26 protein-coding genes and 1 pseudogene are annotated in these 26,634 nt (G+C 69.8%); 12 read left to right on the plus strand and 15 right to left on the minus strand.

Annotated elements, in window-relative coordinates:
- Positions 1–62: 62 nt before the first annotated feature.
- Complete coding sequence (locus tag ACWC9R_RS07295; RefSeq protein ID WP_450729392.1) at positions 63–1,352, minus strand: ATP-binding protein; 1,290 nt, start codon at positions 1,350–1,352, stop codon at positions 63–65.
- Positions 1,353–1,596: 244 nt separating this feature from the next.
- Between ACWC9R_RS07295 and ACWC9R_RS07300 the strand changes: the two genes are divergently transcribed.
- Complete coding sequence (locus ACWC9R_RS07300) at positions 1,597–2,325, plus strand: Mut7-C RNAse domain-containing protein (RefSeq protein ID WP_450729393.1); 729 nt, start codon at positions 1,597–1,599, stop codon at positions 2,323–2,325.
- A gap of 1,170 nt (positions 2,326–3,495) precedes the next feature.
- Here ACWC9R_RS07300 and ACWC9R_RS07305 read toward each other — a convergent pair.
- Entirely contained in the window at positions 3,496–3,888 is a 393-nt protein-coding gene (locus ACWC9R_RS07305) for a hypothetical protein (RefSeq protein WP_450729394.1), read from the minus strand.
- Between the two features lie 51 nt (positions 3,889–3,939).
- Between ACWC9R_RS07305 and ACWC9R_RS07310 the strand changes: the two genes are divergently transcribed.
- Together ACWC9R_RS07310 and ACWC9R_RS07315 are read left to right on the plus strand one after the other, a co-directional pair.
- A complete protein-coding gene (locus tag ACWC9R_RS07310; RefSeq protein ID WP_393361919.1) occupies positions 3,940–4,275 on the plus strand; it encodes a hypothetical protein in 336 nt (111 codons plus the stop codon).
- A 125-nt stretch (positions 4,276–4,400) separates the two neighbouring features.
- Positions 4,401–5,099 (plus strand): class F sortase, encoded by a 699-nt coding sequence (locus ACWC9R_RS07315; RefSeq protein WP_450729395.1) that lies wholly within the window; start codon positions 4,401–4,403, stop codon positions 5,097–5,099.
- Between the two features lie 157 nt (positions 5,100–5,256).
- Here ACWC9R_RS07315 and ACWC9R_RS07320 read toward each other — a convergent pair whose 3' ends face one another.
- Positions 5,257–5,919 carry a hypothetical protein gene (locus ACWC9R_RS07320; RefSeq protein WP_450729481.1) on the minus strand — a complete coding sequence of 221 codons (663 nt, stop codon included), beginning with the start codon at positions 5,917–5,919 and terminating at the stop codon, positions 5,257–5,259.
- Positions 5,920–6,046: 127 nt separating this feature from the next.
- On the opposite strand from ACWC9R_RS07320, the gene hemC reads away from it, so the two are divergent.
- Entirely contained in the window at positions 6,047–6,982 is a 936-nt protein-coding gene (hemC, locus tag ACWC9R_RS07325; RefSeq protein ID WP_450729396.1) for a hydroxymethylbilane synthase, read from the plus strand.
- A 161-nt stretch (positions 6,983–7,143) separates the two neighbouring features.
- On the opposite strand, the gene ACWC9R_RS07330 is transcribed toward hemC, so the two are convergent.
- Positions 7,144–7,554, minus strand: coding sequence for a hypothetical protein (locus tag ACWC9R_RS07330; RefSeq protein WP_450729397.1), 411 nt, complete (start codon positions 7,552–7,554; stop codon positions 7,144–7,146).
- Between the two features lie 57 nt (positions 7,555–7,611).
- Complete coding sequence (locus ACWC9R_RS07335) at positions 7,612–8,496, minus strand: glycosyltransferase family 2 protein (protein ID WP_450729398.1); 885 nt, start codon at positions 8,494–8,496, stop codon at positions 7,612–7,614.
- A 524-nt stretch (positions 8,497–9,020) separates the two neighbouring features.
- On the opposite strand from ACWC9R_RS07335, the gene ACWC9R_RS07340 reads away from it, so the two are divergent.
- Positions 9,021–9,179, plus strand: coding sequence for a hypothetical protein (locus ACWC9R_RS07340; protein WP_450729399.1), 159 nt, complete (start codon positions 9,021–9,023; stop codon positions 9,177–9,179).
- A 55-nt stretch (positions 9,180–9,234) separates the two neighbouring features.
- Here the strand turns inward: ACWC9R_RS07340 and ACWC9R_RS07345 are convergent, their stop codons facing one another.
- The 4 genes from ACWC9R_RS07345 to ACWC9R_RS07360 form a co-directional block, all read right to left on the minus strand.
- Positions 9,235–9,585, minus strand: coding sequence for an MmcQ/YjbR family DNA-binding protein (locus tag ACWC9R_RS07345; protein ID WP_450729400.1), 351 nt, complete (start codon positions 9,583–9,585; stop codon positions 9,235–9,237).
- 102 nt (positions 9,586–9,687) lie between these two features.
- Positions 9,688–10,185, minus strand: a complete 498-nt coding sequence (locus ACWC9R_RS07350) for a potassium channel family protein (RefSeq protein WP_393361907.1) — start codon at positions 10,183–10,185, stop codon at positions 9,688–9,690.
- A 203-nt stretch (positions 10,186–10,388) separates the two neighbouring features.
- Entirely contained in the window at positions 10,389–11,390 is a 1,002-nt protein-coding gene (locus tag ACWC9R_RS07355) for a trypsin-like serine peptidase (RefSeq protein WP_450729401.1), read from the minus strand.
- A 300-nt stretch (positions 11,391–11,690) separates the two neighbouring features.
- Positions 11,691–12,914, minus strand: coding sequence for an alpha/beta hydrolase family protein (locus ACWC9R_RS07360; RefSeq protein WP_450729402.1), 1,224 nt, complete (start codon positions 12,912–12,914; stop codon positions 11,691–11,693).
- Positions 12,915–13,174: 260 nt separating this feature from the next.
- Here ACWC9R_RS07360 and ACWC9R_RS07365 point away from each other — a divergent pair, with 260 nt between their 5' ends.
- Complete coding sequence (locus tag ACWC9R_RS07365; RefSeq protein WP_450729403.1) at positions 13,175–14,164, plus strand: ArsR/SmtB family transcription factor; 990 nt, start codon at positions 13,175–13,177, stop codon at positions 14,162–14,164.
- 466 nt (positions 14,165–14,630) lie between these two features.
- Here the strand turns inward: ACWC9R_RS07365 and ACWC9R_RS07370 are convergent, their stop codons facing one another.
- A complete protein-coding gene (locus tag ACWC9R_RS07370) occupies positions 14,631–15,044 on the minus strand; it encodes a hypothetical protein (RefSeq protein ID WP_450729404.1) in 414 nt (137 codons plus the stop codon).
- Between the two features lie 271 nt (positions 15,045–15,315).
- Here ACWC9R_RS07370 and tap point away from each other — a divergent pair, with 271 nt between their 5' ends.
- Together tap and tpg are read left to right on the plus strand one after the other, a co-directional pair.
- Positions 15,316–17,604 (plus strand): telomere-associated protein Tap, encoded by a 2,289-nt coding sequence (gene tap / locus ACWC9R_RS07375; RefSeq protein ID WP_450729405.1) that lies wholly within the window; start codon positions 15,316–15,318, stop codon positions 17,602–17,604.
- A gap of 9 nt (positions 17,605–17,613) precedes the next feature.
- A complete protein-coding gene (gene tpg / locus ACWC9R_RS07380) occupies positions 17,614–18,171 on the plus strand; it encodes a telomere-protecting terminal protein Tpg (protein ID WP_450729406.1) in 558 nt (185 codons plus the stop codon).
- Between the two features lie 133 nt (positions 18,172–18,304).
- Here tpg and ACWC9R_RS07385 read toward each other — a convergent pair whose 3' ends face one another.
- The 3 genes and pseudogenes from ACWC9R_RS07385 to ACWC9R_RS07395 all read right to left on the minus strand — a co-directional run bounded on the left by ACWC9R_RS07385 (position 18,305) and on the right by ACWC9R_RS07395 (position 22,294).
- Positions 18,305–19,924, minus strand: coding sequence for a serine/threonine-protein kinase (locus ACWC9R_RS07385; RefSeq protein ID WP_450729482.1), 1,620 nt, complete (start codon positions 19,922–19,924; stop codon positions 18,305–18,307).
- Between the two features lie 354 nt (positions 19,925–20,278).
- Positions 20,279–21,403 (minus strand): NAD(P)/FAD-dependent oxidoreductase, encoded by a 1,125-nt coding sequence (locus ACWC9R_RS07390; RefSeq protein WP_450729407.1) that lies wholly within the window; start codon positions 21,401–21,403, stop codon positions 20,279–20,281.
- Positions 21,404–21,476: 73 nt separating this feature from the next.
- Positions 21,477–22,294, minus strand: a pseudogene (locus tag ACWC9R_RS07395) (IS5 family transposase).
- A gap of 109 nt (positions 22,295–22,403) precedes the next feature.
- Between ACWC9R_RS07395 and ACWC9R_RS07400 the strand changes: the two are divergent.
- Together ACWC9R_RS07400 and ACWC9R_RS07405 are read left to right on the plus strand one after the other, a co-directional pair.
- Positions 22,404–23,204, plus strand: a complete 801-nt coding sequence (locus ACWC9R_RS07400; protein WP_450729408.1) for an alpha/beta fold hydrolase — start codon at positions 22,404–22,406, stop codon at positions 23,202–23,204.
- Between the two features lie 115 nt (positions 23,205–23,319).
- Positions 23,320–24,060: a DUF6193 family natural product biosynthesis protein gene (locus tag ACWC9R_RS07405; RefSeq protein ID WP_450729409.1), complete on the plus strand. Its 741-nt coding sequence runs from the start codon at positions 23,320–23,322 to the stop codon at positions 24,058–24,060.
- Between the two features lie 90 nt (positions 24,061–24,150).
- Here ACWC9R_RS07405 and ACWC9R_RS07410 read toward each other — a convergent pair whose 3' ends face one another.
- The gene (locus ACWC9R_RS07410; protein WP_450729410.1) at positions 24,151–24,558 is read right to left on the minus strand and encodes a RidA family protein; all 408 of its coding nucleotides are present in this window, start codon (positions 24,556–24,558) and stop codon (positions 24,151–24,153) included.
- A gap of 114 nt (positions 24,559–24,672) precedes the next feature.
- Between ACWC9R_RS07410 and ACWC9R_RS07415 the strand changes: the two genes are divergently transcribed.
- Positions 24,673–25,056 (plus strand): winged helix-turn-helix transcriptional regulator, encoded by a 384-nt coding sequence (locus ACWC9R_RS07415; RefSeq protein ID WP_450729411.1) that lies wholly within the window; start codon positions 24,673–24,675, stop codon positions 25,054–25,056.
- A gap of 33 nt (positions 25,057–25,089) precedes the next feature.
- Here ACWC9R_RS07415 and ACWC9R_RS07420 read toward each other — a convergent pair whose 3' ends face one another.
- Positions 25,090–25,743 (minus strand): TetR/AcrR family transcriptional regulator, encoded by a 654-nt coding sequence (locus ACWC9R_RS07420; RefSeq protein WP_450729412.1) that lies wholly within the window; start codon positions 25,741–25,743, stop codon positions 25,090–25,092.
- A gap of 204 nt (positions 25,744–25,947) precedes the next feature.
- Here ACWC9R_RS07420 and ACWC9R_RS07425 point away from each other — a divergent pair, with 204 nt between their 5' ends.
- Entirely contained in the window at positions 25,948–26,598 is a 651-nt protein-coding gene (locus ACWC9R_RS07425) for an SRPBCC family protein (RefSeq protein ID WP_450729413.1), read from the plus strand.
- Positions 26,599–26,634: the final 36 nt, after the last annotated feature.

The raw sequence follows: 26,634 nt of genomic DNA on the forward strand, positions 1-26,634 counted from the left end.
GGCAAGGTGCACGGCGGCGGCCGTCGGAGTCTAGGGGGCGGCACACCGGGGCCCATCAGCCGTCAGCAGCGGGCGTGGGCGGTGATGCCCGCGCTGAATTCGTCGACCATGGCGGGGGTGACCGTCGGCCGGCACCGGGCGATGGCCGCGAGGTAGTCGTCGGTGCTCGCGCCGAGCCGTCCGTGGGTGCCCGCGCCGCCGCCGATCGCCTCCAGGTCACGCTCGAAGGACGTCTGGGCGGCCACCCGAGCGGCGTGCTCGATATCGGCCGGGGTGAACAGCTCGCTGGCCGCCACCAGCGCCGCCACGTCCACCTCGGCCCGGCCGTCCGTGTACCGGGACCAGATCGCCGACCGAGCCGCCGTGTCCGGCGTACCGATCGGGATCAGGTAGTCGAACCGGCCGGGCCGCAGGAACGCCGGATCGAGCGAGCGGATCGAGTTGGTCGCGCACACCAGCAGCCGCTCGTCCCGCTCCCGGAACCCGGGTATCAGCTTGAGCAGCTCATTCGTCACCCCGTGCAGTCCGCCTGGCTGCGCCGGCTCATGGCGGACCGGAGCGATCTCCTCGACCTCGTCGATGAAGACGAGGACCCGCTCCAGCTCCGCGATCCGGGCGAACGCGCTGCGCAGCGCCGCCGCAAGGTTGCCCTCGTCGGCCAGCCGGGAGGGGAGCAGCTCGACGAAGGGCCAGCCGAGCCTGGCCGCGATACCCCTGGCGAAGGTGGTCTTCCCGGTGCCCGGCGGGCCGAACAGGGCGATGGCCCGCGGCGGCCGCACCCCGTGCCGGGCGGCTCGCTCCGGCTCCGCCAGCGGCAGCACGACCCGCCGCTCGATGAGGTCCTTCTCCGCCGCCATACCGGCGACCTTCGCCCACAGGTCAGCGGGCAGGAACCGCCCGCCGAGGTCCTCCAGGAGGCTGGCCGCGGGCCCGTGGTGCGGCTCGACCTTCTCGAAGTAGGCCACCGCGGGCTGCCGCGTATAGCCCGCGTTCAGCAGCCCCTCCCCGAGCAGATCCTCCTCAGGAAGCACATACGCGATCCGGCTCACCCGGGCGGCGATCAGCCGTCGCTCCAGTTCCACCAGCAGCGCACTCGCCAGCCCCCGCCCACGCCAGGCCGAGGAGATCGCGATCCGCATCACCCAGCCCCGCTCACCCGCCACGCAGGCGAGCGCCGCCCCGATGGGCGCGCCCTGGTGGACGGCGACCACGGCGGGCTGCCGAGAGGTCAGCGCGCTGATGCACTCGGCGAGCGAGAAGACGGACTCCTGCCCGAGCTCGGCCGTGGAGTCGATGAGGTGGACCACTTCGGCGAGATCGTCCTCGCGGTAGTCGTGGATGAGCCAGTTCACCGGTACCGCCCCTCACTGGTGATGGTGGTGATGTGGTGGCAGTGAGGCTAGGGGCGGCGGGGGAGCGGAGCCTGCTCCATCATGAACAAACCGGGGGCGTGGACCGCTACGGTCCGTACGTAGCCAGATGGACGGCTGCCCGCCGCCCGCCGCCCGTCACGAGTTGTCCGAGTGGCCGCCGCACCCCTCTGACCGGCAGGAATCCGCTGGCTGCCATGGCGCGCCCGATGGCATGCTGTCCGGCGTGAACGGACCCGAGATCCACTTCAGCTTCGACCCCGCCCTGCACCTGTTTGTGGGTTCAGCGCACAGCACCGCCGGTAGTACGCCCGTGGCGACAGATGGATCGTCGACACTCGGCCATGTCGTCGAGTCGCTCGGCGTCCCGCTCACCGAGGTCGGCCGACTCGTCGTGGACGGCACCGAGGTTCCGGTCTCCCACGTCCCGCAGGCCGGCGAGAGCGTCGAGGTGCAAGCCGTCGAGCGTCCGCAGCGGCTGCCCGGTGCGCCGCTGAGGTTCCTGCTCGACGTTCACCTCGGCACCCTCGCGCGCAGGTTGCGGCTGCTCGGCGTGGACGCGGCTTACACGAACGAGGACCCGGGCGACGCGGCGCTGGCCGCGCTCTCGGCGAAGGAGCAGCGGGTACTGCTCTCCCGGGACCGCGGACTGCTGCGGCGGCGGGAGATCTGGGCGGGCGCGTTCGTCTACAGCGACCGTCCCGATGACCAACTCCGTGACATCCTGGGGCGCTTCGCCCCCACCCTCGCGCCCTGGACGCGCTGCACCGCGTGCAACGGCCGGCTCATGGACGCCGACAAGAACTCCGTCCGTGAGCACCTGGAACACGGCACGCAGCGTACGTACGACGTCTTCGCGCAATGCACGGCATGCGGCCGCGTCTACTGGCGAGGTGCACACCACGCCCGCCTGGAGGCAATCGTCGAGAAGGCGCTTCGGGAGAGCACCACCTGAGGGACGGGGCGGACCGCCCGCGATGTTTCACATGAAACATCGGCCAGCCTCTCGGCTGGCCCCTGTGGGCGTACGCATTCCTCAATCCGGGTGAGGGACGCTTCACCATTGGTGTGCACGGGGCCGGTCATTCCGTACGTGCGGGAGCCGCCCGAAACGGCGGAGGGGCGTCAATGGGTAGTGCGGGGGAGCGCCTATGGGCAGTGAGGTCGCCGTGTCGGGCGGGCGGCGCCGGCGCCGCGCCGGAGCCGCTGTCGGCGACGCGCGGCCTGGCAGGGCCGGGGGCTCGTCCAAGGCGCCGCCGTGCCAGGGTGGGCGCTGCTCCTCCGCGATGGGACCGCCGCACAGGCCGGTGACCAGGGCCGCAGTACAGCCCAACTTCCTCTGGAAGCAAGGCGATACCGGCCTCGGCGTTCGGCCCAGGGCGATCGCTTCCGCCGATCATGGCGAGGGGGGTCGGGGCGCTGCGGCCCCGAAGCCGTTTCCGGCCGGTGCTGTCCGACGAGACTTGGCCTGCAGTCCGACGCGAAGAGCCCGGCATCAATGGACCGTTGAGGAAATCGTGGTCGGCGTTCTGGACAAGGCCAGAATGCCAAGAGGCGAACCACCATGGTGACTTCGCGGATATCGAGAGGCTTCGCGGCCCGGCGCGACCCTGGACGGCAGGGAAATCCGAACCAATTTCCCTTGGCTGTCCATGAATTGCCAGCCAGCGACAGCCTCCCAACCGAGCCGAATATGAGCCGCCGTCCGCGCGAGGGTCCGGGGCAGCGACGTCCGCCCGGCACCCTTGCCGCAGAGCTGTTCGACCCGTCAGGGACCTTCGGCGTGTCGCAGTCAGGAGCCGTCGATGTGTCGTGGAAGGGCCCCGCTCGCCGTGCTCGTTCGCGAGGAATGAGCCGCCGCGGAGGGCCGCAGAAGCGCCTCTAGCCCACTCGTTACGCGACACGCCGACGACGCGCGCCGTCCAATGGGTGAATCCGCCGCCTTCCGCCACCCAAAGAGCCCACGGCGTACCTCGAATGCGACGTTCTCCGGTGGTGCGCGGTCGCAATCCGGCTGACGGTGATCACGTCGCCACTGCGATCCGATGAGCCGACAAAGAGTCAGCCTTCGCAGTCGCGCCGAAAGGAACATGTCCCCATGCGCACTGCTCGCACCCTGTTCGCCTCAGCCGCCATTACGGCGGTGCTTGCAATCTCTGCTCCCGCTGCGAACGCCATGATCACGGAGGACATTGCGTCGGACAGCGCTTCCTCCAGCAACCACCAGCAGGCCACGAACGGCGACCGTGACCGTGACCGTGACCACGGTCGGGACCGCGACCGCGACCGTGACCGTGACCGCCGGCGTGACCACTGCCGTGACGGCCGGGACGGCCGCGATGGCCGTGACGGGCGTGGCGGCCGCGATGGCCGCGACGGCCGCGACGGCCGGGGCAACGGCCGTGACGGAGGCCGTGACGGAGGCCGCGACGGTGGCCGTGACGGTGGCCGCGACGGCGGGCGTGACTACGGCCGCGACGGCCGGGACCACGGCCGCGGCGGCTACGGACGCGACCACTGCCGTGACAACCGCAGGCCGAGCGGTGGCGTGCACACCGGTGGCGGCGCCATGGCCAAGACCGTGCTCGGTGACTGGGACCAGGGCGGCGGCTACGGCGACGACCACGACAAGCACGGACGCGGCGACCGTGACCACGGCCGCGGCGGCTACGGCGACCGCGACCACGGCCGCGACCACGGCCGGGGTGGCTACGGCGACCACGACCGTGACGGTGGCTACGGGCGCGGCGACCACCGCAAGCCGCACGGCGGCATCCACACTGGTGGTGGCGGCCTGGCGACCGGCGGCGGGATGGCCGCCGGCTCCGTCCTGATGCTCGGTGGCCTCGGCGCCGGTGCGTACATGCTGCGTCGTCGCAACGCCTCGGGTAGCGCGGCTGCCTGATAAGGCACCCGCACGGAGACCGAAGCGCTGTCGCGGCCACCGTTCCACGTGGACGGTGGCCGCGGCGATTGCGCTACCGATGTCCCCCTCACGCCCCCCGCGTCGCTCATGAAAGGCACCCTGAGATGACCGCCCCGCAGTCGCCCCAGCCGAATTCGAATCCCTCCCGGACCGCTTCCGCGTCCCGCCCCGTTGGCCGCGGTCTGCTGTGGTCTGCGGGAGCGTTTCTGCTCGGCTCACTCCTCGTCTACAACTCCGTGGACACCTCGGCGGACCCCAAGCCGTCGTCCCACTCCGCCGTGGCCGAGTCCGCAGCTCCGCGCGGCTCCGCCTCTCCGGCGGCTCCTGACCTGGCCCTGCCCCGTTCCGCACCGAAGCGGCTGTCGATTCCGCAGATCGCCGTTGACGCGCCCTTCACCCCCCTGACCATCAGCCCGACCGGGCAGCTCAACGCGCCGCCCGCGGGGGACAAGAACCTCGTCGGCTGGTACAAGGACGGCGCGGCGCCGGGCGAGCGCGGATCGGCGATCATCGCCGGTCACGTGGACACCAAGACCGGACCGGCGGTGTTCCTGCAACTTGAGTCGCTCAAGCCGGGCAACACGATCAACATCACCCGGGAAGACGGGATCGTCGCCACCTTCAAGGTCGACTCCGTCGAGACCTTCAACAAGGCGAGGTTCCCCAACGAAAGGGTCTACGCCGACGCCTCCACCGCGCAGCTCCGCGTGATCACCTGCGGTGGTGCCTATGACCGGAAGGTCAAGGACTACGTGGACAACGTGGTGGTGTTCGCCCACCTCGCCTCGTTCCGGAACGCCTGAGCGGCAACTTCTGCGCATCGCGGAGACCGCCCCGGCATCCGCGGCACAAGCCCAGGCCGTCGCTCCGTCGTCGGCCTGGGCTCGGTGACTGCGTACTGTAAACGGCTGGTTGACGGCCGGGCCGCCCGGCTCACCCGGGTGGCGCAGCCGCGCTGACCTACGCCCGCACGCTCCCGTCCCAGCGCCATGTGGTGCGCCGGGGGCGATCCGGCAGTTCGGCGCGCCCGGTGGCCCACAGCAGGGTGCGCCACGGGTCGGCGGACTCCGGGACGTCCGGGAACAGTCGTGCGAGTACCCCGGCGCACAGGTCGGCGGGCGGGTTCCAGGAGAGTCCGAGGCCCTCCGCCAGGTCATGTGTGTGCACGAGGGTCTCCACCGCCCCCATCGCGGCGAAGCCCTCGGGGTCCGACACCCCGAACACATGGTGTGCGCGTACCTTGGGCGGCGTCGTCCGCACCATCGCCACCAGCAGCGCGCCGCTCGCCTCCAGCACCTGCAGCAGCCCGGCGGGCCCCGCCGCACGGTCGGCATGCACGGCGTTCGCGGGACCGCCGGCCCGTCGGCTCTCCCACACGAAGGGCACATTGCCCCCCAACGGCGGCCTTCTGGGACCGAGTTGGACGGCGTAGGCGAAGAGGTCATCGCTGAGGTGCTCGACGGTCTCCCAGCAGTCCCACTCCAGCGAGCCTGCCTTGCCATCCCATGCCGCTGCCGGCGCCTGGCGCAGTACGGACACGGCGAGCTGCACCGTACGGTCCAGATCGTCCGCAGTGACGGCGGGTGGCGGGACCGGAATCGCGGCTTCGGTGGACCGGGACATGGTGGGGGACGTCGATCGAGATGTTGACCAGGACATGGTGGGACCGTATCGCGCAGGCGCGGGAGACCGGCGGCGCCGGGGTGTGCGGGTGGGTCGGCACAGGTATCTGACGGTCTATCGTGGGCCCATGTCCGCCCCAGAACTGATCCGTATCGTCTCCCGCGACTCGCCCATGGCCCTGGCCCAGGTGGAGCGGGTCCGCGCCGAACTCGGCGCGCTGCACCCCGGCATCGCCACCGAGGTCGTCCCGGTCAAGACCACCGGCGACCGCTGGATGGGCGCCCTCTCCCAGGTCGAGGGGAAGGGGGCGTTCACCAAGGAGGTCGACGCGGCCCTCCTGGCTGGTGAGGCGGACCTCGCGGTGCACTGCGTCAAGGACATCCCCGGCGACCGTCCGCTGCCGGCCGGCACGACCTTCGCCGCCTTCCTGGAACGCGATGACGTCCGGGACGCGCTGATCCACCCCGGCGGGCTCGGTCTCGACGCACTCCCCGCGGGCACCCGGATCGGCACCTCGTCGGTCCGCCGGATCGCACAGCTCGCCGCCTCCCACCCGCATCTGCGGTGTGTGCCGATGCGCGGCAACGCCAACCGCCGGATGGAGAAGCTCGCGGCGGGCGAGGCGGACGCGTTGCTGCTGGCCGTGTCCGGCCTCGAACGCATCGGCCGCACGGACGTGATCACCCAGATCCTCTCCGTGGACGAGATGTGCCCACCCATTGGCGCGGGCGTCCTGGCCCTCCAGTGCCGCGAGGACGACCACGACACCATTGACGCCGTCAGCGGTCTGGGACACCCCCGGACGTTCCAGGAGACGACCGCCGAACGCATGCTGCTGCACGTCCTGCAGGGCCACTGCAACAGCCCGATCGCCGGCTACGCCAAGACCGACCGTCGCGGTGAACTGTCGCTGCGGGCCTGCGTCTTCACCCCGGACGGCAAGACCGTCCTCAACGCGCACGAGTGGGCCGGTCCGCTCACCCCGGAGACCCTCGGCACCTCGGTGGCCGTCGCCCTGCTGCGCCAGGGCGCGCGCGAACTCATCGACAGCATCGCGCACTGAGGCCGCGTACCCCGAGGGTGGCGGTCCGGCCCGGCCCGACCGGCGGGGACCCTGCTCTCCGGGCCGGGAGTGGTCCGGGGCGGGCCGCGTCGGGCGGCTGCGGGCGTGTGCGTCACCCATTCCTGAAACGGCCCCGACGCGACTCCTCGCGGCCTGTCGGCTCACTCTCCAGCCGGGGCGGATTCCTTCTCCCACGGCACGACAACAACCTGCACCTCGTCCTCGTAGACAATGCGCCCCGGGGCCGTGGACTCGACGCGTTCACAGCCCACTTCATGGGCGGCCAGGATCTCCAGGTAGCCGTCCACTCGCTCGATCAGATGCACCGCGGAGGCCTTGAACCATGCCACCGCTCCCGGGTTCAGACTGGGGTCGTAGGCGCTGGGGTCCACGTCCGTGGGGTTGGGGTAATTCGCGTCGTACCAATCATTACCGGCACGCCAGAACCGGAACTGCTCGTCGGTCAGTTTTCCCTTCCTCGCCAGGCCGTTGGCGAGAGCGAAAACACCCGGGAAATGGCCCCGCGGGCTACGCGTAAGCCCCTGAAACCGCACATATGACATGCTACTCATGAATCATCGCCTCCTGCTGATGCCCGTGCTCATGTCCCGGTCGCAGTGGCGCTCCGGCTACACGACCGGTGGCCGGCCGGCGCGCGTCAGCCGCAGAACGGTCCGCCACCGCAAGGGAGTTCGTGTTCCCCAGCCTCCCATCAGTCCCTCCCGGAGGCCGCCGAACCACGTGTGGAGCGCCTTGGGGGAGTGGATGCGGACGAGGCTGAGCAGGACCCAGGTGGCGAGGTATACGGGGATGAGCGGCAGCGGGAGGAGCCTTATGGCGAGCCAGACCCGGTTCCGGGCGACCAGCCGGTAGTAGCGGCTGTGGCGAGCCGGGTCGGTCGCCGGATGATGGACGATCAAGTCCGGAGCGTAGTAGCCGGTGTAGCCGAGGTTCCAGATGCGCCAGGCGAGGTCGATGCCCTCGTGGTAGAGGAAGAAATGGCCCGGCCAGCCACCGCTCCGTTCGAAGGCCTCGCGACGGATCACGACCACGCCCTCCGCCATGACCGTCACGGTCCCCGATCGCTGTACGTCCGCCGCGCGCAGCCTGGGTACCCACCGGCGGACCGTGGTGCCGGTCGCCGGATCGGCGATACGTGGCTGGATGTAACCGTGTCGCGGATGGGAACGGAGGCGCTCGGCGAGCCGCGCGAGGGTGTCGGCCTCGGGGAGCACCGCGTCATTGTCGAAGAAGAACAACAGGTCGGGGTCGGTGACGAGGGCGCGGGCGCCGATGTTGCGGCCTTCCGGGATGCCGACGTTCTCCTCGAGGGTGACGGTCCTGATGCCGTCGGGTACCTGCTCGGGCACCACACCGTTGCCGACGACCACGACTTCCAGCTCGATGCCTTGCTGAGTCAGCAGCGACTCCAGGGCGCGGGGGAAGTCTTCCGGCCGGTCGTTCATGGTGAGCAGAATCGCGCCGAAGCGAGGCAGGGGCACGGGGAGGGGCATCAGCGGTACCTCATGGGAGCTGCGTCGGCCAGGTCTGCAATCCCGGGGCGGGTGACGAGAGCGCCGTCCGTAGTTGCCGGCCGACGCGCCCCGGCCACCCGTAAGGCGCCGCTCATGCCGTAAACCCTTTATCGATGCCCGGAATTCACCTGCTGGGTCGGCTCACCCTAGCGGCCGGTCGGTCGGCCCTTGGTGGAATCGGCCGCGGCGTCGGGTACGAACACGCGCAACCGATAGGTGGTCGGCTCGGCCAGGCGCCCGCAGAGTGTGTCGACGCGCGGTCATGGACCAGCCGATCTGCTCGGCTCGTGTGGTGCCACCAGCGGTCTCAGGCTCTGGGATGATCTTTTGCGTGCTCGCCGCGCACATGACACGATGTCCAGCGCCGCACGGGGGAGCGGCACACGTGTGGGGACAACCTCCCTTTGCGCATCACGTTTTCCACCGTGGTGCTCCCTTCTTCCCAGGGCGGCCAGAACCTACCAAGCCGCAGCACACAGAATCACAAGGGAACGGGATCAGACATGACGACCTCCACACACACCTCCAGCACCACGCCGATCTACGAAGAGCTCGTCGAGGAGCACGGAGACATTCTCGCCGAGGCCCGCGAGGCCGCCGAGCGTTCGCAGCTGACGGCGTCCAAGGCGCTGGACTGGAGCGATCTGCGCCGCCGCGACTGAGGGCGAGGGGCGGGAGCCGGCGACCGCGGAAGCAGTCGCAGGATCACCCGCTGGGTCAGTCGCTTCCGGGGAATGTGTCCACCAGTCGTGGCGGGGCCGCCTGCTTCCAGGAGTCGACGAGGATGTCCCGCAGTTCGGTGATGTCCTCGAGTGCGGCCAGCCGCACGCGCACCCAATGGGAGCTCGCCTCGTGCGGAGGCACCCAGAACTTCTCCGGTTCCGCTGCGATCAGCTCCTTGCGCTCGTGAATGGGACAGCGCACGGCGAATGACGTCTCATCGTCGGGGACCGTGATGAACATTTTCCCGGCGACCCGGAACGTGGGCATCTGCCAGGCTTCCTTCTCCACTGTCTCGGGCAGCGAGAGGGCGATACGTCGGACGTCTGCTGAATCGATCACGGGCATCACTTTAGACGCGCGGCGGACCGCACGAACAGGTATTCCCGGGCTTCCCGCGCACGCGGAGACTCCCGGCGAGGCCTGTGGCCCGTGCCCGCGCCTCCCTTCTCAGGAGGCGGAGTGCGTCCCCTTGTCCCGGATCAGATTCTCGACGTGGTCGAAGCGCTCGTGCAGTGTGTGCAGCTCTGAACGAAGTGCCTCCGCGTCCTCGCGTGCATGGTTCCCCACGGCTTTGCCCAGGCGGACCATGTCCTGTTCCGCGCGGCCGACGAACCAGGTGGCCAGCGCCGCTGTGATGACCCCGAATGCCGTAATCGCGCTGAGCATCAGCAGCGAAGCGATGATGCGGCCCCACAGCGTGACGGGGTAGAAATCTCCGTACCCCACGGTGGTCGCCGTCTCGATCGCCCACCACAAGGCCTTCGGATACGACGTGATATTCGCGTGCGGCGCACCGGATTCGGCGACCACGACCAGTGCGGCACCGGCAAGAAGTACCGAGGTCATGACCACGGTGACCCAGAGCGCCGCTTGTGCGTGCAGCCGGCGCCACGCCTCATTACGGAAGAGGCGATTCAGTACGGACAAGAGAAACGACGGCACCAACGGGCGTCACCTTCCACTGTGGCCTGGCGGGCAACCGGCCCTCCGCCTTCGCCGACATTAACAGGAGGCAGTGCCGTGCCCGGATATGTCGGTGGGTGAGCACCTGAGTGCGGTGGTGGTCCCGTGGTCACCGCTCCGTTCCGCTTCTCCGTGGACGTTATGCGGTCTGCACCTCAGGCCTGCCCGGCCGCAACACTGCACGATCAGAGCGACGCGTTTCCCTGATGTGGTGTGGCGGGCGGATCGCCATGGACGGCGTGCAGATAGAGGGCGAGGGTGTCGACCGTGAAGTACGAGCTGTAGGAGACGTCCGGGGAATCGCCGCCTGTGTGGTAACCACCGATGACACCGATCAGGGCGTATCCGGTGAGGCCCCGAACCAGGAACGGCCCGCCGGAAGTGCCGCCGATATAGCCGGCGCAGGAGATTTCCAGGAAGTCGCCGGGGGCGGCCGGGTCGGAGCTGGTGTAGCGGTGGGTGGCGGAGGTGCAGTCGAGGGGTTTGGGGTGGCTGCTGTCCTTGTTGCCGGGGTAGCCGATGAGCCTTACCTTCCGGTGGTCATAGCCCGGGTACGGCAGTAGGTCGAAGCCGCCGGTCACCTCCCCCACCTCGGCCCCGTCCTCCCGTGCCCCGAGGCGCACGACGGCGTAGTCCCAGCGGGCTCCCGCGCTCGTGCCGAGGTCGTAGTACCGCTGGTCGAGGTAGAGGCGCTCGACGGGGTAGATCCCGTGCGGTTTCAGGCCGTCGTGATACTGCGGCACGAACGACAGCCGCCGCTTCGGATCGGGGGAGCGCAGACAGTGGGCGGCGCTGACCACCAGGTTCCGGTGCGGACTGCGGACGACCGTGCCGCCGCAGAACCGGCCGGTGTTGCTGCCGTCCGTCCAGAAGAACGTCCCCACCTGGGGCAGGCCGTCGAAGGGGTGACTCGGCGGGGTGGCGGCCGCCGCCGGGCGCGCGGCCGCAGTGCCCTTTCCCGGGGCGGCCGCGCGTGCCGCCCGCATCCGTTGTGGGGTCCAGTAGGTGTCGGCCGACGCGGCGAGACCTGACTTGTGGCCCTGCTGATGCCACTGCCACTGCCCGGGTCCGTTCGGGGGAGATGCGGCGTGCGCCGACGGTGCCGGGGCGAGAGCGAACGGCGTTCCGAGCAGCAGCGTGGTGAGCAGCAGGGCGAGGCGGCGGCGTACGGCAATCGGTCTGCTCATGAGCCAGGTCCTTCCGAGGGCCGGCGTACGGAACGAGAGACATGCGCGAGGCGACGTGCCATGGTCCTACGGCTCGCGAGCGTATGGCGAGAGGACGGGCCCGGAATTCGTGACTGGCCGTCAAGGGAGCGGGGATGGGGGCCGGGTGTGGAAATCAGGGCTTCTTCTGCTCGTTGTACTCGGACCGGGGCATCGGGGCCTGGCCGCCGCGGCCGCCGGTCCGGGAGGCGGGTCCGGGGCCAGCGGCGGGCCCAGGGGCGGCGGTTAGCCCGGCCCGTCCGACAGGCCCCGACCGCGCCGTCAGCGCACCGGCAGATGCCGGGCGAAGAACGCGTGCACGTGATGGCGTACCAGGGGAACCGATACGGCCGGGTCCAGTGCGCCGATCAGCTTGATCCGGTTGACGGCGGTCATCAGCCCGGCGGCCTGCAGCTGGGGCGCGAGGGCGGCGTAGTCGGTGAATACCCAGTGCGCGGCGTGGTCGAGTTCCCGGCGGCTGGTGCAGCCGGGCGAGCGGGCGAGCATCGCCGACCAGGAACGCTCCAGCTCCTTCTGGTGGGGGAAGCCATCGGTTCCCAGCAGGAGCAGCGGACGGTGGTCCGTGCCGTACTGGGCGATCGGGAAGAGCTGGCCCTCCTGGCCGGGGGACTCCGGCGGATGGTCCAGAAAACCCTCAAGGTTGATCGCGGCGTGGATGCGCCGGTCCTCGTACATCGCCTCGGCCGCGGTGGTGCCGCCGGCCGAGTGGCCGTAGATGCCCACCCGCCGCAGGTCCAGGGCCCGACCGAGGTGTTGCGGCAGCGGGCGGCCCGCCGCGTCCGGGTTCCGCCCGGCTGCCAGGGTCTCCAGTTGGTTGAGCACGAACCGGATGTCCGCGATCCGGGTGTCGATCACCGTGCGGAACAGTGCCGGGTCTGTTCGGGGGTCGCCCCGGAAGACCGTTTCGCGGACCCTCTTCCTCCCCGCCCGCGCGCGGGGGAACTCGACCTCACTGCCGTCGCCGGGGTGGTCGATGGTCACCACCACGTATCCGCGGCCGGCCAGCTCTTCTGCGATCCCGGTACCGAGGGTGCGCGGATCGCCCCCTCCCGGGCTGTACAGGAGCACGGGGCGTCGCACGGCCTGCGCGGGCGCGCCCGTGTGCGCATGCGTCCTGGTGGCCGCCCAGTTCACCCCCTTCGCCGGCAGCCCCTCATGGAAGAGGGGGTCGATGAACGGCAGACGCTCCGCGGCGCCCCTGGTCATCTGCGGCGCGGCCGGGTAGCCGCTCACCGTGCGGGCCGGATAGAACACCGTGGCCATCACCTCCCGAACGGGCAGCGACTCCCATGGGTCGCGCCTGGCGTGATCGACCAAATACAGCGTGGTCACCCCGATCCGGTACGGCCCGGTCGGGGCCGGCAACCGTAGGGTGAGCTCCTTCGTGCTGCGCGGCTTCCCGGTCTGTGCCCGCGCCACGCCGCCGCCCGCGAGCAGCATCGCGCCCGCCACCGCGGCTGACTTGGTGACGGCCCGACGGTTCACCCCCGTCGCCTTCTCCTCCCTGGGCACGCCATCGCTGCCGTGATCCGCCGCAGAAGCTCCGCCTGCGCGCTCACCACCATGGACGCTCTTCCGGAACATGACTCTCCCCTTGTGCTTCTGTGACGTCGGTCCTTGTGCCTTCCGGCGGCCCCCTGAGTGAATAGAGGGGGCTTGACCTGGAGGTTGGCACCCGGCGGGGAGAGCGGGCCATCGTTGAGGCCCTGCCCTAAACGATGGCGATTCTGCCGACAGGGGGAGTAGTGCTCCGTATTCACTTCACGGCTGCCGACTTCGCCCGTGTCCGGTTCGCACCCCGTCCGGCCCCGCTGCAAGAGCTGAACGTGGCCCTGATGAAGATGTGTTACCCGGACGAACCCCTGCTCTTCGGCCGCTGGAGACGACGGTTGCTCCGGTCCCTGCCGCCCGCCGTCCAGCCGCTCGGCGACCTGGTTCCCGCAGAGGTGGCCCCCAACTTCCTCGATGTCTTCAGCGACACCCTGGAGGACGGGCTGGACACCGTCCGCGCAGCGCCCCCTGCCCTGGTCCGCTCCGAAATCGAGCGGGTCTACGCCCGGCAGCCGTCCCCGGCACCGCTGTGGCTCCGCGATCTGCACCAGGGCGACGGCGCGGCCTGGCACGTCCTCCGCCGCGCCCAACAGGCGGCGTTCGATACGGCCCTGGGCCCCGTATGGCCCCTGGTGCAGGATCTCCACCAGGCGGAATTCACCCGCCACGCCCTGGCCGTCGCCGAGCACGGCATCGGCGCCGCACTCGCCGCACTCGTCCCGGGCGCCCGGCTGCACGACAACGTCTGGCAATGCGCGACGCCCTACGAGAACGACATCGAGCTGCACGGCCGCGGCGTACTGCTGCTGCCCACCTTCCACTGGACCGGCCACCCGCTCATCTCCGACCTGCCCGACCACCCCGTGGCCGTGACCTATCCGGCCGGACCGGGGCTGCCGCTCTCGCCGTCCGGGGCGGTCGGCACGGACGAGGCGCTCGCCGGAGTACTGGGACGCACCCGCTTCGACATCCTGCTCCACCTCGCGGCGGAGCACACCACCAGCGAACTGGCCCGCCGCCTGAACGTCAGCAACGCCACGGCTTCCGCACACACCGCCGCACTACGCGGCGCGGGCCTGATCACCACGACCCGCGCGGGACGATCGGTCCTGCACCGGCGCACCGCGCTCGGGAGCCTGCTGGTACGTCACGGTGACCGACGGGGGAGTGGGGCGAGGGGTTGAGGCTGCTGCTGCTGTGGATTGGGAGGTGTGAGGCCCCGGGGCCTGTTGGGCGTGCCCCTGCCGTACGGGCTGCCTATACGGCAGGAATCCGGGTCGCGCTCCGGGGGCGAAGCCGACAGGATGCGGCCATGGCAGACGCTCTCCTACTCGCTCGCGCCCAGGAGCTGTGGGTGGAGCTGGCGGGCACACCGGTCGAGTTCCGTCCCTCAGGCGCGGCGAGGGTGGTGGTCGCGCCCGGGTCGCGATGGTGTCCGCCGTCTTGGACGGGGGTCGTACGGATCGCTGACACCGTCCTCGTCACGGCGCCGAACGAGCCGGCCGCCGGGAGGCACGAAGTTCCGGCTCTCCGCGAGAGCTGTGTCGCTTGTGGACGGGGGCCTGTTCGGAGCCCGTCTCATCGGAGTTTGCTCGCCGCGCGGTGGTGGGCTCGCCTTGGCTTCAATGAAGTCAGGCGGCGAGGAGCCCCCTACCGGCCCTCGGGGCTGGTGTCCCCGGCTCGCGCGGCGGCCGCCGGCTCCAGCAGCGACCAGCCGTCGACCTCCACCGCCCGCCGCTCCCCTGGCTGCCACCCACCGGCCAGTGCCACATCGAGCAAAGCCCGGACGGCGCCCGGCTCGTGCAGATTCAGGCCTGCGCCCCGGGTGAAGCCCACGTCCCCGGAGCCGAACGGGGCGCCGCCCGGGACGTACCTGCCGGGACCGTCGGCAAAGACAATGCGCAGCGGGCCGCCGGTGCCGGCCGGTTGCGGGGACAGGGCCAGGACTTGGCGGCAGTCCACGGACCGCCCGTCGTCGTCCGTTCGGTGGCTGTGGCGCATCGTCCACAGGTACACGCGCCCGTCGGCGACCAGCCGGCGGGACTTCTTCGCATGGCGAGGCACGCAGCCGAGGGTACGCGGCCTGATCTGCGAACACCTCTAGTAGTGAGCCGGTGAGCCGGTGAGCCGGTGAGCCGGTGAGCCGGGGCGACGCCGGCGGCGTTGTCGGCGTCGCCCCGGGGGATGACGGAGCGACTGGGTTCACCTACCAAACGGTGCCAGACCAGCCCGGACAGGACATGTGTAGACCGCCTGCTGGGCGGTGCGATCCGGTGTGCGTTTCGTCGGTGTTTCGTGGTGCGCTTCGGATAGGGTGGTGGCGGAGGTGTTCCCTGTGCCCAATGATCAGGATGCGTTGTTCGCGTCGGTTGATGCGCTGCTCGCGCAGGCTGCCGTGCAGGACGCTCTGCCCGAGCCGACCGAGCGTAAGCGGCTGCGGGAGGCCGGTGGCCTGAGTCAGGATCAGGTCGCCAAGGCCCTGTCGGTGCGGCGCGAGACCATCACCAGCTGGGAGTTGGGCCGGACCGAGCCACGGGCCCCGAAGCGCGCCGCCTACATCCGGCTCCTGGAGGGCCTGGCCGAACGCTTCCCCGCTCAGGGGGCTCACGCGCATGGCGGCACGCCGGCCCCTGCTGCGCCCGGAGGGAGCCATGGTTCGGCCGCCACGCCACCACCTCCGGCCCGGGCTGAGGCCTCGGCGCCAGGCCCCGCCCCTGCGCCCGATCCCGCTGCCGCCTCCACCCTTGCCCCTGGGCCTGCTCCCGCCCCCGAGTCTGCACCCGTCCCCGCTCCCACCCGGCTGGCAGACACCGGACGTACCGGACCCTCGTCCACTCCCGCGCCCTCGTCCTCCGCCCCACTCCCGTCCACGTCCCGCCGCCCGCCCGCCAGAAAGACCGCGGGCAAAACACCGGCCACACGTCCGGCCGCTACGTCGACCGCGCCCCCGCCCGCCGCCGACCCCCGGTTCGTCCACGGCCCGCTCGCCGTGTTGGACGGCGACGGCTCGGCCTACTGTGTCGACGGTCTGGTGCTCGACTGCCCTGCCACGACCTTTCCGGCCCTGGTCGACTGGGCGCTGAACGAGGCGAAGCTCGGTGCGCCCCGCCTCCACCGCCACGGCAAGGACGCTGATCCGCTCGTCGTCATCACCGCCGAGGCCGCCGAACGCCTGGGCCTGCCCGGCGAGTTGGCGGACCGGCGTGGTCTGCGGCTGCCGGAGGACCACCGGGTCGTCCGGCAACTCCTGCGTGCGAAGTGGCGGCTCACCCGCCGGGGCTTCGGGCCCTGGCCGCGGATCTACCGGCCGGCGCAGGGCGGGGAGCGGCAGTGTGTGCAGTTCGCGATCCTTCCCTGGGGTGCGCTCGACACGCGCTCCTGGGGGGACTCGGGCCAGCTGCCGCCGGCCGAACTCGCGCGGGTACTCGGCTCGTACGCGACCCGGGTCATCACCCCGCGCGGTTCGACGGCCGTCTGCGGCCTGGAGCTGATGACGGCACTGCGCCCGCCGACCCGCGCCGTCAGGGACGGGGCCACCGGCTCATGGGTGTCCGGTCCGAACCCCGGCGCCCTGACCGAGCCCGCCGACCCCGCGCCCCCGGAGGCGCCCGGCGAGCATCCGGTCGTGGCCGCCCACTACCCCCGTCACCACGAACGCACCCCGGACCAGGTCCTGGACGAGGAGGCCTTCGACTGGTTCCGGCCGCTCACCGACGAGGAGTGTGCCCAGGGCTACGCCTACGGGGTCGGGATCGACGTCAACATGGCCTTCGCCGCCGCCGCGAATCGCCTCACCGTCGGGACCGGCCCGGCGACACATGTCAGCTCCCCGGCGTTCGACCCCAAGCTGCCCGGCACCTGGCTGGTGGACCTCTCCCACATCGACCTCGATCCGCGGCTTCCGTCGCCCTTCACCCCCAGGGGCACCCGCCCCGCCGGCCCGGCCTGGTACGCGACCTCGACCGTCGCCTACGCGGTGGAACTCGGTGCCCGGGTGCAGCCGGCCGAGGCGTACGTCCGGTACGAGAACGGCGCCTACCTGGACGCCTGGTACACCCGGCTGCGCGACGCGTACATGGCCACCATGGCGGATCTCGGTGTCACCGCCGGGATGCCGGACGACGAGTTCCTCGCCGCCATGGCCCGGCACAAGGACGTCGACCCGGGACAGACCGCCGTACTGTCGGCCATCAAGTCGTCCGTGAAGGGCGGTATCGGCAAGCTCCGTGAGCGGCCGCAGGGCATCGGCTACACATACGGCGAGCGGTGGCCTGCTCTGGAGCGGCCGACCTGGAGCCCGCACATTCGCGCGGAACTGATCGGCAAGGCCCGCACCAACATGCACCGCAAAATGCGGAAGCTCGCCTCGGCCGGGGTTTTCCCGGTCGCCGTGCTGTCGGATTGCGCCGTCTACCTCTCGCACGGTCCCGGCCCGCTCGACTTCCTTCCGCGTACGGAGGACGGGAAGCCGTTGCCGGGCGGGTTCCGGCTCGGGGTCTCCCCGGGAATGGTCAAGCACGAGGGCACCCAGGATTTCCTGTGGGTGGCCTCGATGATCGAGGACGAGCAGATCAACCCGGCCCGGCACATCAAGGGCAGCGACGCCGCGGTCGGCGGAGAGTAGGCATACGCGATGGGAATTCTCGGCGACAGCCTCGACAAGGCCGCGGCGCATACCGCCACGCGCCCCATCCCGAAATCCGCCGGCGCGCAGATGCGATTCCTGGTCAAGCGCGAGAAGGGATCGACCAGGGTGGTGGCGCAGCGGCTGGGTATTTCCCAGCGCACGGTGGAGCGTTACCTCAAGGACCAGATCAAGCGCCCCCGTGCGGAACTGGCCGCTCGTCTCGTCGCCGAGGTCACCAAGGGCTGGCAGCCGCGGGTCCGAGAGCGGGCCAAGAAGAAGGCGGCGAGTACGACGGGCATCGTCATCGAGACCCGGGCGCGCTTCGGGTTCACCGCCGCACCGGGCACCACCGACGACGGCCGCATCCGGCTCATCACCCAGCATCTGCCCCCGTCGTACGCGGCCCGCCTGTTCGACGCCCAAGCCACCGGAGCGTCGGAACAGCAGTTGCAGGACATCGCAGCGGAAGGCCTGCAGGAGATCTACTTCAAGGACAGCGGCCGACGGGCCGACGGGCTCCAGGTGGAGTTCACCGACATCGACTATGTGGAGCTGGACTTCTAGCGGTTGCGCTGAGGGGGTGGGCACCGGACTTAATGTGACTGTGTGCCTCAGTTGGCGAGTGAGCGTGCGAGTTGGCGACTTGAGCGGGCTGCGTCGTCGGCTCGGTTGAGCTGGGCGGCGTAGGCGTCGAGAATCAGCTCAGCCAGCGCTTTCCGTAGTTCTCCGGGCCACAGGAACGGACCGCTCGGCCTACCGCGGCAAGTACAAACGGATAGAGCCATGCATCCGTGGCGAGGTCGGTGCGCAGAGCGCGGACGGTGATCACATAACGCCCTGTCCAGCGGATGTGGGCACGCATGAAATACCCGTCGCTGAAGTTGCTGCGGCGGGGGCTGCCATCGCTGTTGGTCTGGGCGGACCAGAGTGTCAGCTCCTTGAAGTACAAGCTGTCCTTCTGGAGGAAGTTGTAGGTCATCTCGGCCGTCGCGCTGTCCGGCATCGGGAAAACGGTGACGGAGACCAGGACGGGCGGGTTCGAGCTGCGCTGCTCCAGGTAGACCCCGGCCATCACCTGCGGACAGCCACAGGAGGTAAGCATGGAGACCACGTTTCCGGGCCCGACCTCCTCAGTCGGCCGGGGACCCGCCGCCACCCGTAGGTACTCGGTTTCGAGGTCGTTGACGAACTTCTCGGGCAACAGAGCGTCCGCCGTGAACGGAACCGGATCGGTTGCCATGTTGCGCCATGACGCCGGATCGATCTTTTCGTCTCCCTCTGTTCCCGCGGTGGTCGTGCCGTGAACGGGTCCGAGAATCCGGTCGACCTCGGCGCGCTGGGCCCGCATGAGGCCCTTGATGCGCGAAGGCCAGGGCCGCGTGGACGTGGCGGCTTGACCGATGAGGTCGTGCAGCCGGTTCAGGTCGGGCCGCTCAGTCGGGTGCTTGGCCAGGCACGCTTCTGCGATCCCGCGTATGGGGTCGGGGAGCGCCGACAGGTCGGGCTCGGAGTGGAGGACGTTGTGAAGCACCTGCGGCAGCGACGTTCCCGCGAACGGGCTCGCTCCGGTACACGCCATGACCAGCACCGAACCGAGCGAGAAGATGTCGCTCGCCGGCGTGATCGTGGCTCCTTCGACCTGTTCGGGAGACATGTAGGGCGGCGAGCCAACCACCCACCCTGTTCGTGTCAGCCTGGTGCTGCCTGGGGCGTCATCGGTGGCCAGCGCAATACCGAAATCGACCACTCGGACGCCCTCGTCGTTGACCAGCGCGCTGCCCCGGCCGGTGAGCGGAACACCCGTCGTGGTGACTTCATCGGTGAGGAGGATGTTGTCCGGCTTGAGGTCCCGGTGCACCAGGTCTGCCCCATGGATCTCGTCGAGGGCGGCGGTCAAGCCGGCAGCCAGCCGCAAAGCAGCCTCCTCCGGAAGCGTCCCAGCAGCGACGCCGACGGTGGCGGCATCGGCGGTGACGCCGCCGGCAGCCACACCAACATCGACCACCTGTTGCAAGGACGGGCCGGAGATAAAGGCCGAGGCCAACCATGGGGTGGACGCGTCGAGGTCCGCGTCAAGCACAGGGGCGGTATGGGCGCCCCGCACCCTCCGCGCCGCGGCGACCTCCCGCCTGAACCGTGCCTGGTGCGTCGCGTCGCCGGCAAGAGCTGCGCGGATGAGTTTGACGGCCACCACCCGGCCGTCCGGCGCAGTGCCTAGAAAGACTCGGCCCATACCGCCATGGCCCAGTACGGCCAGTAATCGGTATGGCCCGATCTCCCGTGGGTCAGCCTCCGCCAGGGGCTCCACCGCCACCACCTCCCAGCACAGATCATGCCGCCCGACAGCGGACAACGGTAGGCCGGTCCGGCAGTATCTGGCGGGCAGCTTTGCTCAACTCGCCAATTAAGACGTCATCTCATTTGGCGGGGTCAGTAGGCTCAGGACCGTGATGGGGATCGCTGAGCAGCTGGTGATGCTTGCAACACGTCTCTTGGTGTGGCGCTCAACCACCAGACGCGGGTGACTCGTGCGCGGGGTGGAGCGGCAGAGGTGGAGGACCGTCCGGTCTTTCCGGCTCGTGTGACGCGGCGGCGCGGCTTTACGAGACTGTTTCGGGCGCACGGAGACGCGCCCGCCTGGTCGCGGTACTGGTGGCACTTGCCCGGGCTGTCACGGCGGGAACCGCTCCGGGCGGAAGTCCGCGAGCATCTCATTTCTCTTGCCGCTGAGGATCTCCGAAGCAAGCAGCCGGCCGATTACCGGCCCGAGGGTGATGCCGCTGTGGGAGACGGCCTCGTAGTAGCCCGGCACGGACGGCACCGCTCCCACCGAGGGGAATCCGTCGGCTGGGATGGGCCGGTGGGCTACCCGTGTCTGTGCGATGCGGGCGTTGCCGAGTTCGGGAACGACCTGCCGCGCCGATTCGTGGAGCAGCCGTGCGAGTTGCGCTGGATCTTCGCTTGCGTCGATGAGTGCGTCGATCTCGCGGCTGTGGAGGACTACCGAAGCGTCTCCGTCAGGACGGATCTCGATGTGCGGCGCGTGCATGGCCCGGTGAACCGGGACCTGAGTGCAGTCGATCCGGGTGACGGCTCCGGGTTCCCGGCGCATCGGCAAGTGCCGTGCGATGAGCTCGGCGACGTGGGAGGCGCTGGGGCCTGCTGCGTTCACGACGATGTTGACGTCGAGACAGCTCCCATCCGATAGAGCAACCTTCTGGATGCTCCCGTCGGCACCTGTGTCGATGTTGCAGACCGCGGTGCCGGACCGGAGTTCGGCGCCGGATGCAACGGCCTGGCCGACCAGGCGGCTGACGAGATGACGTCCGTGCACCCAGGCTTCGTCGGGGTAGAACACGACTGGAACCTCACTGGGCATCGTGAGAGCAGGTTCGAGGCGGCGGCATACCTCGGCCCCCGTGTACACCTCAGCCCGGTAGTCCCAGTTGGCCAGCTGTTCGGCCGTTTTGAGGAGCTTTGTCTCTGCTGCGGGATCGTCTGCCCAGCGCAGGTGGCCGCTGGGATACCACCATGAGTCTGGCCCGATGGTCCTGGCAAGCTCACGGTACGCTGCCATGCCCGCGACGTTCAGGTCGAAGTAGGACTTGCGCGTGGTCTTGTTGCTGGCGTTGACCCAGGAGAAAGACCAGTTGGTGACGCCTTCGCCTGGCTGGCCTGCGTCGATGAAGACCACCTTGGCACCGCGCCGGGACAGGTTCCAGCCCACGCTGGCTCCGAGGATGCCCACTCCGATGACAGCAACACGTTCAGGCCGCTTCACGGACTCGGTCCTCACGAACGCCCCCTTCCCGGATTACGGGCGAACTCAACTCCCGTTTCTAGCATGCAGGCATGTGGAACGGTGAGCACTATGAGGTCAGCTCATTGGTGAGTCTGCGGAAGCAGATGAGGGTGCAGGCGATGCTGGTGAAGGCGAGGAAGTGATCGGCCTTGCGTTCATAGCGGCGGTGCAGGCGGCGGCAGCCGGCGAGCCAGGCCATGGTGCGCTCGATGGTCCAGCGGTGCCGGCCCAGTCGTTGCGAGGTCTCGACGCCCTTTCGGGCGATGCGATGCCGGATACCGCGGCTGGATAACCATCGCCGCAGGTGGGCGGAGTCGTATCCCTTGTCCGCGTGGAGCTTGTGCGGTCTGCGGCGCCGTGGTCCTCGGCGGGAGCGGATGGGCGGGATGCCCTTGACCAGCGGGAGCAGGGCCTGGCTGTCGTGCAGGTTGGCGCCGGAGACACCGATGGACAGGGGCAGACCAGTCCGCTCGGTGATCAAATGGATCTTTGAGCCGTACTTGCCTCGGTCGACAGGATTCGGACCTGTCAGGTCCCCCTTTTCAAGGCCCTCATGTTCACCGAGTCGATCGCGCAGCGCGACCAGTCCAGCTTGCCGCGGGAGCCGAGTTGAGCCAGGACCAGACGGTGCAGCTTGGCAAAGACCCGGGCCTTCGTCCACTCGGCGAAGCGGCGGTGGGCCGTCGCTCCCGAGGGCCCGAACAACGCGGCGGGCAGCTGCTGTCAGGTGCACCCTGACGTGGCGACGAACACGATGGCGGCCAGCACCTCGCGGTCCCCGTGGCGGCGTCGGCCACCGCCCTGCGGGCGCGACGGTGCCTCCGGCACCACCCGCTGGAACAACGCCCACAACTCGTCCGGCACCAGCCGCTCAACGATCCCCATCACGGTCCTGAGCCTACTGACCCCGCCAAATGAGATGACGTCTAAAGTGCCCAGTCACACTTAAACAAACGTCTTGTACGTGCGTATAGATCCTCTCTATGGTGATGCCATGGACACCGACACCGACACCGCCAAGCGCGCCGCGTTCACCGTCGACGGCCGCGCCCTTTCCTACGTGGATTTCGGCGGCACCGGCCGGCCGCTGCTCGCCCTGCACGGGCACATGTCCGAGGGCCTGTCGTACGCCGAACTCGCCGCCCGTCTCGCCCCGGAGTGGCGGGTCATCGCCCCCGATCAGCGCGGCCACGGCGAGTCCGACCGGGTGGCCGACTACGGCCGGGAGGGCTACCTCGCCGACCTCGAAGCCCTCATGGATCACCTGGGTCTGGACCGGGCGGCTGTCCTCGGCCACTCGCTCGGCGCGATCAACGCCTACCAGTTCGCGGCCCGGCACCCCGAGCGCGTCACCGCGCTGATCAATGCCGAGGGGTGCGCCGAACTCGGCCTGGACGGCAGCAATCCGCTGGCGTTCGTACGGAACCTGCCGGAGGGCGGCGCCCCCGACCGGGAGGCCTTCGTCGCACAACTCGGCCCGTACGCACCGCATTTCGAGTCAGCCGTTCGCGAGCGGCCGGACGGCACCTGGGGCCTGCACTTCCATCCCCAGGACATATACGACTCCGAGGACCGAGTTCACGGCGACCACTGGGCCGACTGGACCGGCTCCACCTGCCCGGCACTGCTGGTGCGTGGCGCCAAGGGCGGCGTGCTGCCGGCTGAGCAGGCGGCACAGATGGTCACCCGACGCCCCGGCACCGACCTCGTCGAGCTGGACACCGACCACTTCGTATACGCCAACGACCCGGCCGGATTCGCGGCTGCGGTCCGCGACTTCCTCGCCGTGGTCTGACGCCGGTCCCGGGGCCTGGTGCCTCGTTACCAAGACCACGAACGAGCGGCCGCTGTCTGCTCACCGCCGGGGCCGCCCGCCCCGGGATTCGGTGGCTCGGGCACAATCAGGAGCCGTGGCCACCGCACCTGACCCCGCAGTCCTGTACCCCGACGTCGCGGCCTACGGCAGTCTCGCCGCAGCGCTCCAGGCAGAGGCCGAAAGCCGACTTGATGCCGTCCCCGTGACGTCCCGGGACACCGCTCCGCTGCTCCACGCGGCCGTCGCAAGCACCTTGCCGCATCGCGATCCGCTGGAGATCAGCGCTTGGTGGCACGAACGGCAGTGGTCGATCCGCGGCACGGAACCGTTCCAGGGCTTGACCCTCATCAAAGGCACGACGGACGACCTGGCGGAGGTCGCCAGGGCCGCCCGGGCGTGGCACGACGGGGCGCCCCTGAACGACATCCGCCAGGCGGCGCCCTTCGTGCACCTGACCGGACGGTTCGAGGTGCCCGCCCCCGATCCCGCACGCCTGGCGGAATCCGAGTGGCAGAGCCTGCGCCAGGAGGCGAGCGAGCTTGATGTTGTCTGGCAGGAGGCGTACCAAGCCCTGATCGAGACGGCGCACGCCGAGCCGGCGCTGCGCGCCCTCTACCCGTTCACGAGCCACTGGGCGCTGCGCTTCTCGTCCACCACCCGGCCGCGCCTGACCGTGGTCGGACCGTGTCTGATGGCGAACAGCGACGGCACGTACAGGGTGGAACGGGACTTTGCCCGCGAGGATCTCGGTCGATTCTCCACGGCGCAGGAGGCAGTGGCGCTGGTTGTGTGCCAACTGCCGTCCGGGCTCGGCCCGGTCGCGCTCGGCGAATGACTCTGCTCGGCGGCACGGCCGTGCCGCGGTGAAAGATTGCTGCGCACCGCAGGTGGTCACTTCGACGCTCAACAGGCAAGGATCGGCAGCTCAGTTGAGGACCGCAGTGGCCTCGATCTCGACCAGATGGGCAGGGACGTCCAGCGCCGCGACACCCAGCAGTGTGGCCGGCGGGACCGGGGTGACTCCCAGTCTCGCGGCTGCCCGGGAGATCCCCTCCAGGAGCAGCGGCATCTTGTCGGGGGTCCAGTCGACTACGTGGACGGTCAGTTTCGCCACGTCGTCGAAGGAACCGCCGGCCGCGGCCAGGGCGGTGCCGATGTTGAGGTAGCACTGCTCGACCTGTGCGGCGAGGTCGCCTTCGCCGACCGTGACTCCCTCGGCGTCCCAGGCCACCTGTCCGGCGATGAAGACCAGTCGTGACCCAGAGGCGACCGCCACCTGTCGGTAGACGTCGATGCTGGGCAGTCCGCTGGGGTTCATCAGGGTGACGGTCATGCTGCCTGCCTCCATGTCGCGAGAGACCCCTGTGGTCTCTTGTGGTTACTCAGGAACCGTAGGAGAGTGCCTGCTGACATGGAAGAACGCACTTTTCGGTGACGGGGGAACCTGATGGTGACCAAGCAGTTCACGGGCTCGCCCAAGGACGAGGCGGACCTGACGCGCGCGGACTCGCTGGCGCGGGAGATCTTCTCGGACGTCGCCAACAAGTGGGCCTTCCTGATCATCGAGGCCGTGGGGGAACGCACCCTGCGCTTCACTGAGTTGCGCGACGCGATCGAGGGCATCAGCCACAAGATGCTCACCCAGAACCTGCGCATGCTGGAGCGCAACGGCCTGGTCGACCGGTGCGTGCACCCCACCGTGCCGCCCCGGGTCGAGTACACCCTCACCGAGCCGGGACGAGCCCTGCGAGCGACCGTTTCCGGCATGTGCGACTGGACCCACCGGTACCTCGCCCAAATCGAGACCGCCCGCCACCGCTTCGACGGCTGACGGCGCCCGGCTCAAGGCGGGCCGTGCCCGACCTCAGGCCCGGGGCGCCAAGAGGTCGTCCAGTTCGGCGGCGAAGAGCCGGGCGGGGTCGAGGCGCATGCCGGTGAAGTGGCCGGCGAGTTCCAGTGACAGGACGCCGTGCAGGCGGGTCCAGAAGGTCAGGAACCGGTGAAGGGCCTCGGGCGTGGCGGGGTGGTCGGCGGCCCAGTCCCGGTGGTCCTCCAGGTAGGCGGCGAAGAGTGACGTGGCGCTGTCCGGGGCGAGCGCCGTGCACGCGTCGAGCAGGGTCGTCATGATCTCGGACGAGATGGCGGTGATGTCCGCGGGCGCGTGGTAGCCGGGGATGGGGGTGCCGTAGACGAGGAAGTACCGCTGAGGGTCCGTCAGGGCCCAGTCGCGCAGGGCGTGTGCCAGCCCCGCCAGGTCGGCGCCGTTGGCGGCGGTCGTACTGAGGGTCTCGGCGAGACTTCGGTACGCCTCCCGGACGAGTTCGGTGACCAGGTCGTCGCGGCTGGCGAAGTAGCGGTAGAGCGCCGGTCCGCTCATGCCCATCTGCTTGGCGATCGCATTGAGGGAGAGCGCGGAGGCCCCCGCTGTGGCGATCTGCTCCCAGGCGCGTTTCGTGATCTCCGCTCGCACCTGGGCCCGATAGCGCTCCCGTGGGGTGTTCGTGCCCGTCGTCGCCATGGCCTGCCCGTCCCCAATCAATCGGCTACACCCTCAAGGGATGGTGAGAAGTTATCACGCGCCTATTGACCGGCTACTTTGTAAGCGTTACAACTTATAACGAACGTGTGAGCCTCTAATTAGGTGGGGGTGCGGCGCCGCAGCACGGCCACGCCGCCCGCGCTTCGGGCCGCGTTCACCTCCCGACCGACAGAGGAGAACTCCATGTCCGGCATCCGCAGTACCGGCCTCCGCGCCACCCTGTTCGCCGCCCCGCTCGCCCTCGCCGTCCTCGGCGCCGCCGCCGCACCCGCCGGGGCCACCGGCACCCACACCTCCCACCCTGGTAAGTCCCTCACCTGCCGTGGGAAGGGTGTCGACCCCGCTGCCCTCGTCCGCCACCGGACCGAGACCGTCATCAACGCCCCGCTGCGCATCATCTGGAAGCTGCAGACCGACGTGGAGCGCTGGCCGTCCTGGCAGTCCCCCGTGGAGACGGTGAAACGCCTTGACCAGGGCCCCTTCCGCAGGGGTTCGGCATTCCGGTGGACGACTCCGATACCCCCCAACCCCTCAACTCCCGCCACCAGCCTGGACATCACCTCGACCGTCCAGCAGATCAGGCACCATGCGTGCATCCGCTGGACCGGCCCCGCGATCGGCGACGGACTGCGCATCGAGGGTGTTCACGTGTGGAGCTTCACCAAGGTCAGGGGCGGTGTCCGGGTGAGTACCGAGGAGACCCACACCGGCGCCCAGGTCGAAGCGGACGTTCCCACCGCGACCAGGCTCCTCCGCGAGGGCCTCGAAGCCTGGCTGCGCGACCTGAAGTCCGCCGCCGAGGCCGAAGCCCGCGCCCACAACCGGCCGCATTGAGCCGCGGACCGGGCCGCGGCCACTGCGCGTCAGTCG

Source organism: Streptomyces sp. NPDC001219 (genome assembly GCF_053597915.1).

Excerpts from the sequence above, each read along its gene's own strand:
- ACWC9R_RS07355 (WP_450729401.1), bottom strand. The coding sequence starts at position 11,390 with ATGAGCAGACCGATTGCCGTACGCCGCCGCCTCGCCCTGCTGCTCACC.
- ACWC9R_RS07315 (WP_450729395.1), top strand. The coding sequence starts at position 4,401 with ATGACCGCCCCGCAGTCGCCCCAGCCGAATTCGAATCCCTCCCGGACC.
- ACWC9R_RS07330 (WP_450729397.1), bottom strand. The coding sequence starts at position 7,554 with ATGAGTAGCATGTCATATGTGCGGTTTCAGGGGCTTACGCGTAGCCCG.
- tpg (WP_450729406.1), top strand. The coding sequence starts at position 17,614 with ATGGGAATTCTCGGCGACAGCCTCGACAAGGCCGCGGCGCATACCGCC.
- ACWC9R_RS07335 (WP_450729398.1), bottom strand. The coding sequence starts at position 8,496 with ATGCCCCTCCCCGTGCCCCTGCCTCGCTTCGGCGCGATTCTGCTCACC.
- ACWC9R_RS07420 (WP_450729412.1), bottom strand. The coding sequence starts at position 25,743 with ATGGCGACGACGGGCACGAACACCCCACGGGAGCGCTATCGGGCCCAG.
- ACWC9R_RS07425 (WP_450729413.1), top strand. The coding sequence starts at position 25,948 with ATGTCCGGCATCCGCAGTACCGGCCTCCGCGCCACCCTGTTCGCCGCC.
- ACWC9R_RS07310 (WP_393361919.1), top strand. The coding sequence starts at position 3,940 with ATGGCCAAGACCGTGCTCGGTGACTGGGACCAGGGCGGCGGCTACGGC.
- hemC (WP_450729396.1), top strand. The coding sequence starts at position 6,047 with ATGTCCGCCCCAGAACTGATCCGTATCGTCTCCCGCGACTCGCCCATG.
- ACWC9R_RS07345 (WP_450729400.1), bottom strand. The coding sequence starts at position 9,585 with ATGCCCGTGATCGATTCAGCAGACGTCCGACGTATCGCCCTCTCGCTG.
- ACWC9R_RS07410 (WP_450729410.1), bottom strand. The coding sequence starts at position 24,558 with ATGACCGTCACCCTGATGAACCCCAGCGGACTGCCCAGCATCGACGTC.
- ACWC9R_RS07320 (WP_450729481.1), bottom strand. The coding sequence starts at position 5,919 with ATGTCCCGGTCCACCGAAGCCGCGATTCCGGTCCCGCCACCCGCCGTC.
- ACWC9R_RS07340 (WP_450729399.1), top strand. The coding sequence starts at position 9,021 with ATGACGACCTCCACACACACCTCCAGCACCACGCCGATCTACGAAGAG.
- ACWC9R_RS07415 (WP_450729411.1), top strand. The coding sequence starts at position 24,673 with ATGGTGACCAAGCAGTTCACGGGCTCGCCCAAGGACGAGGCGGACCTG.
- ACWC9R_RS07400 (WP_450729408.1), top strand. The coding sequence starts at position 22,404 with ATGGACACCGACACCGACACCGCCAAGCGCGCCGCGTTCACCGTCGAC.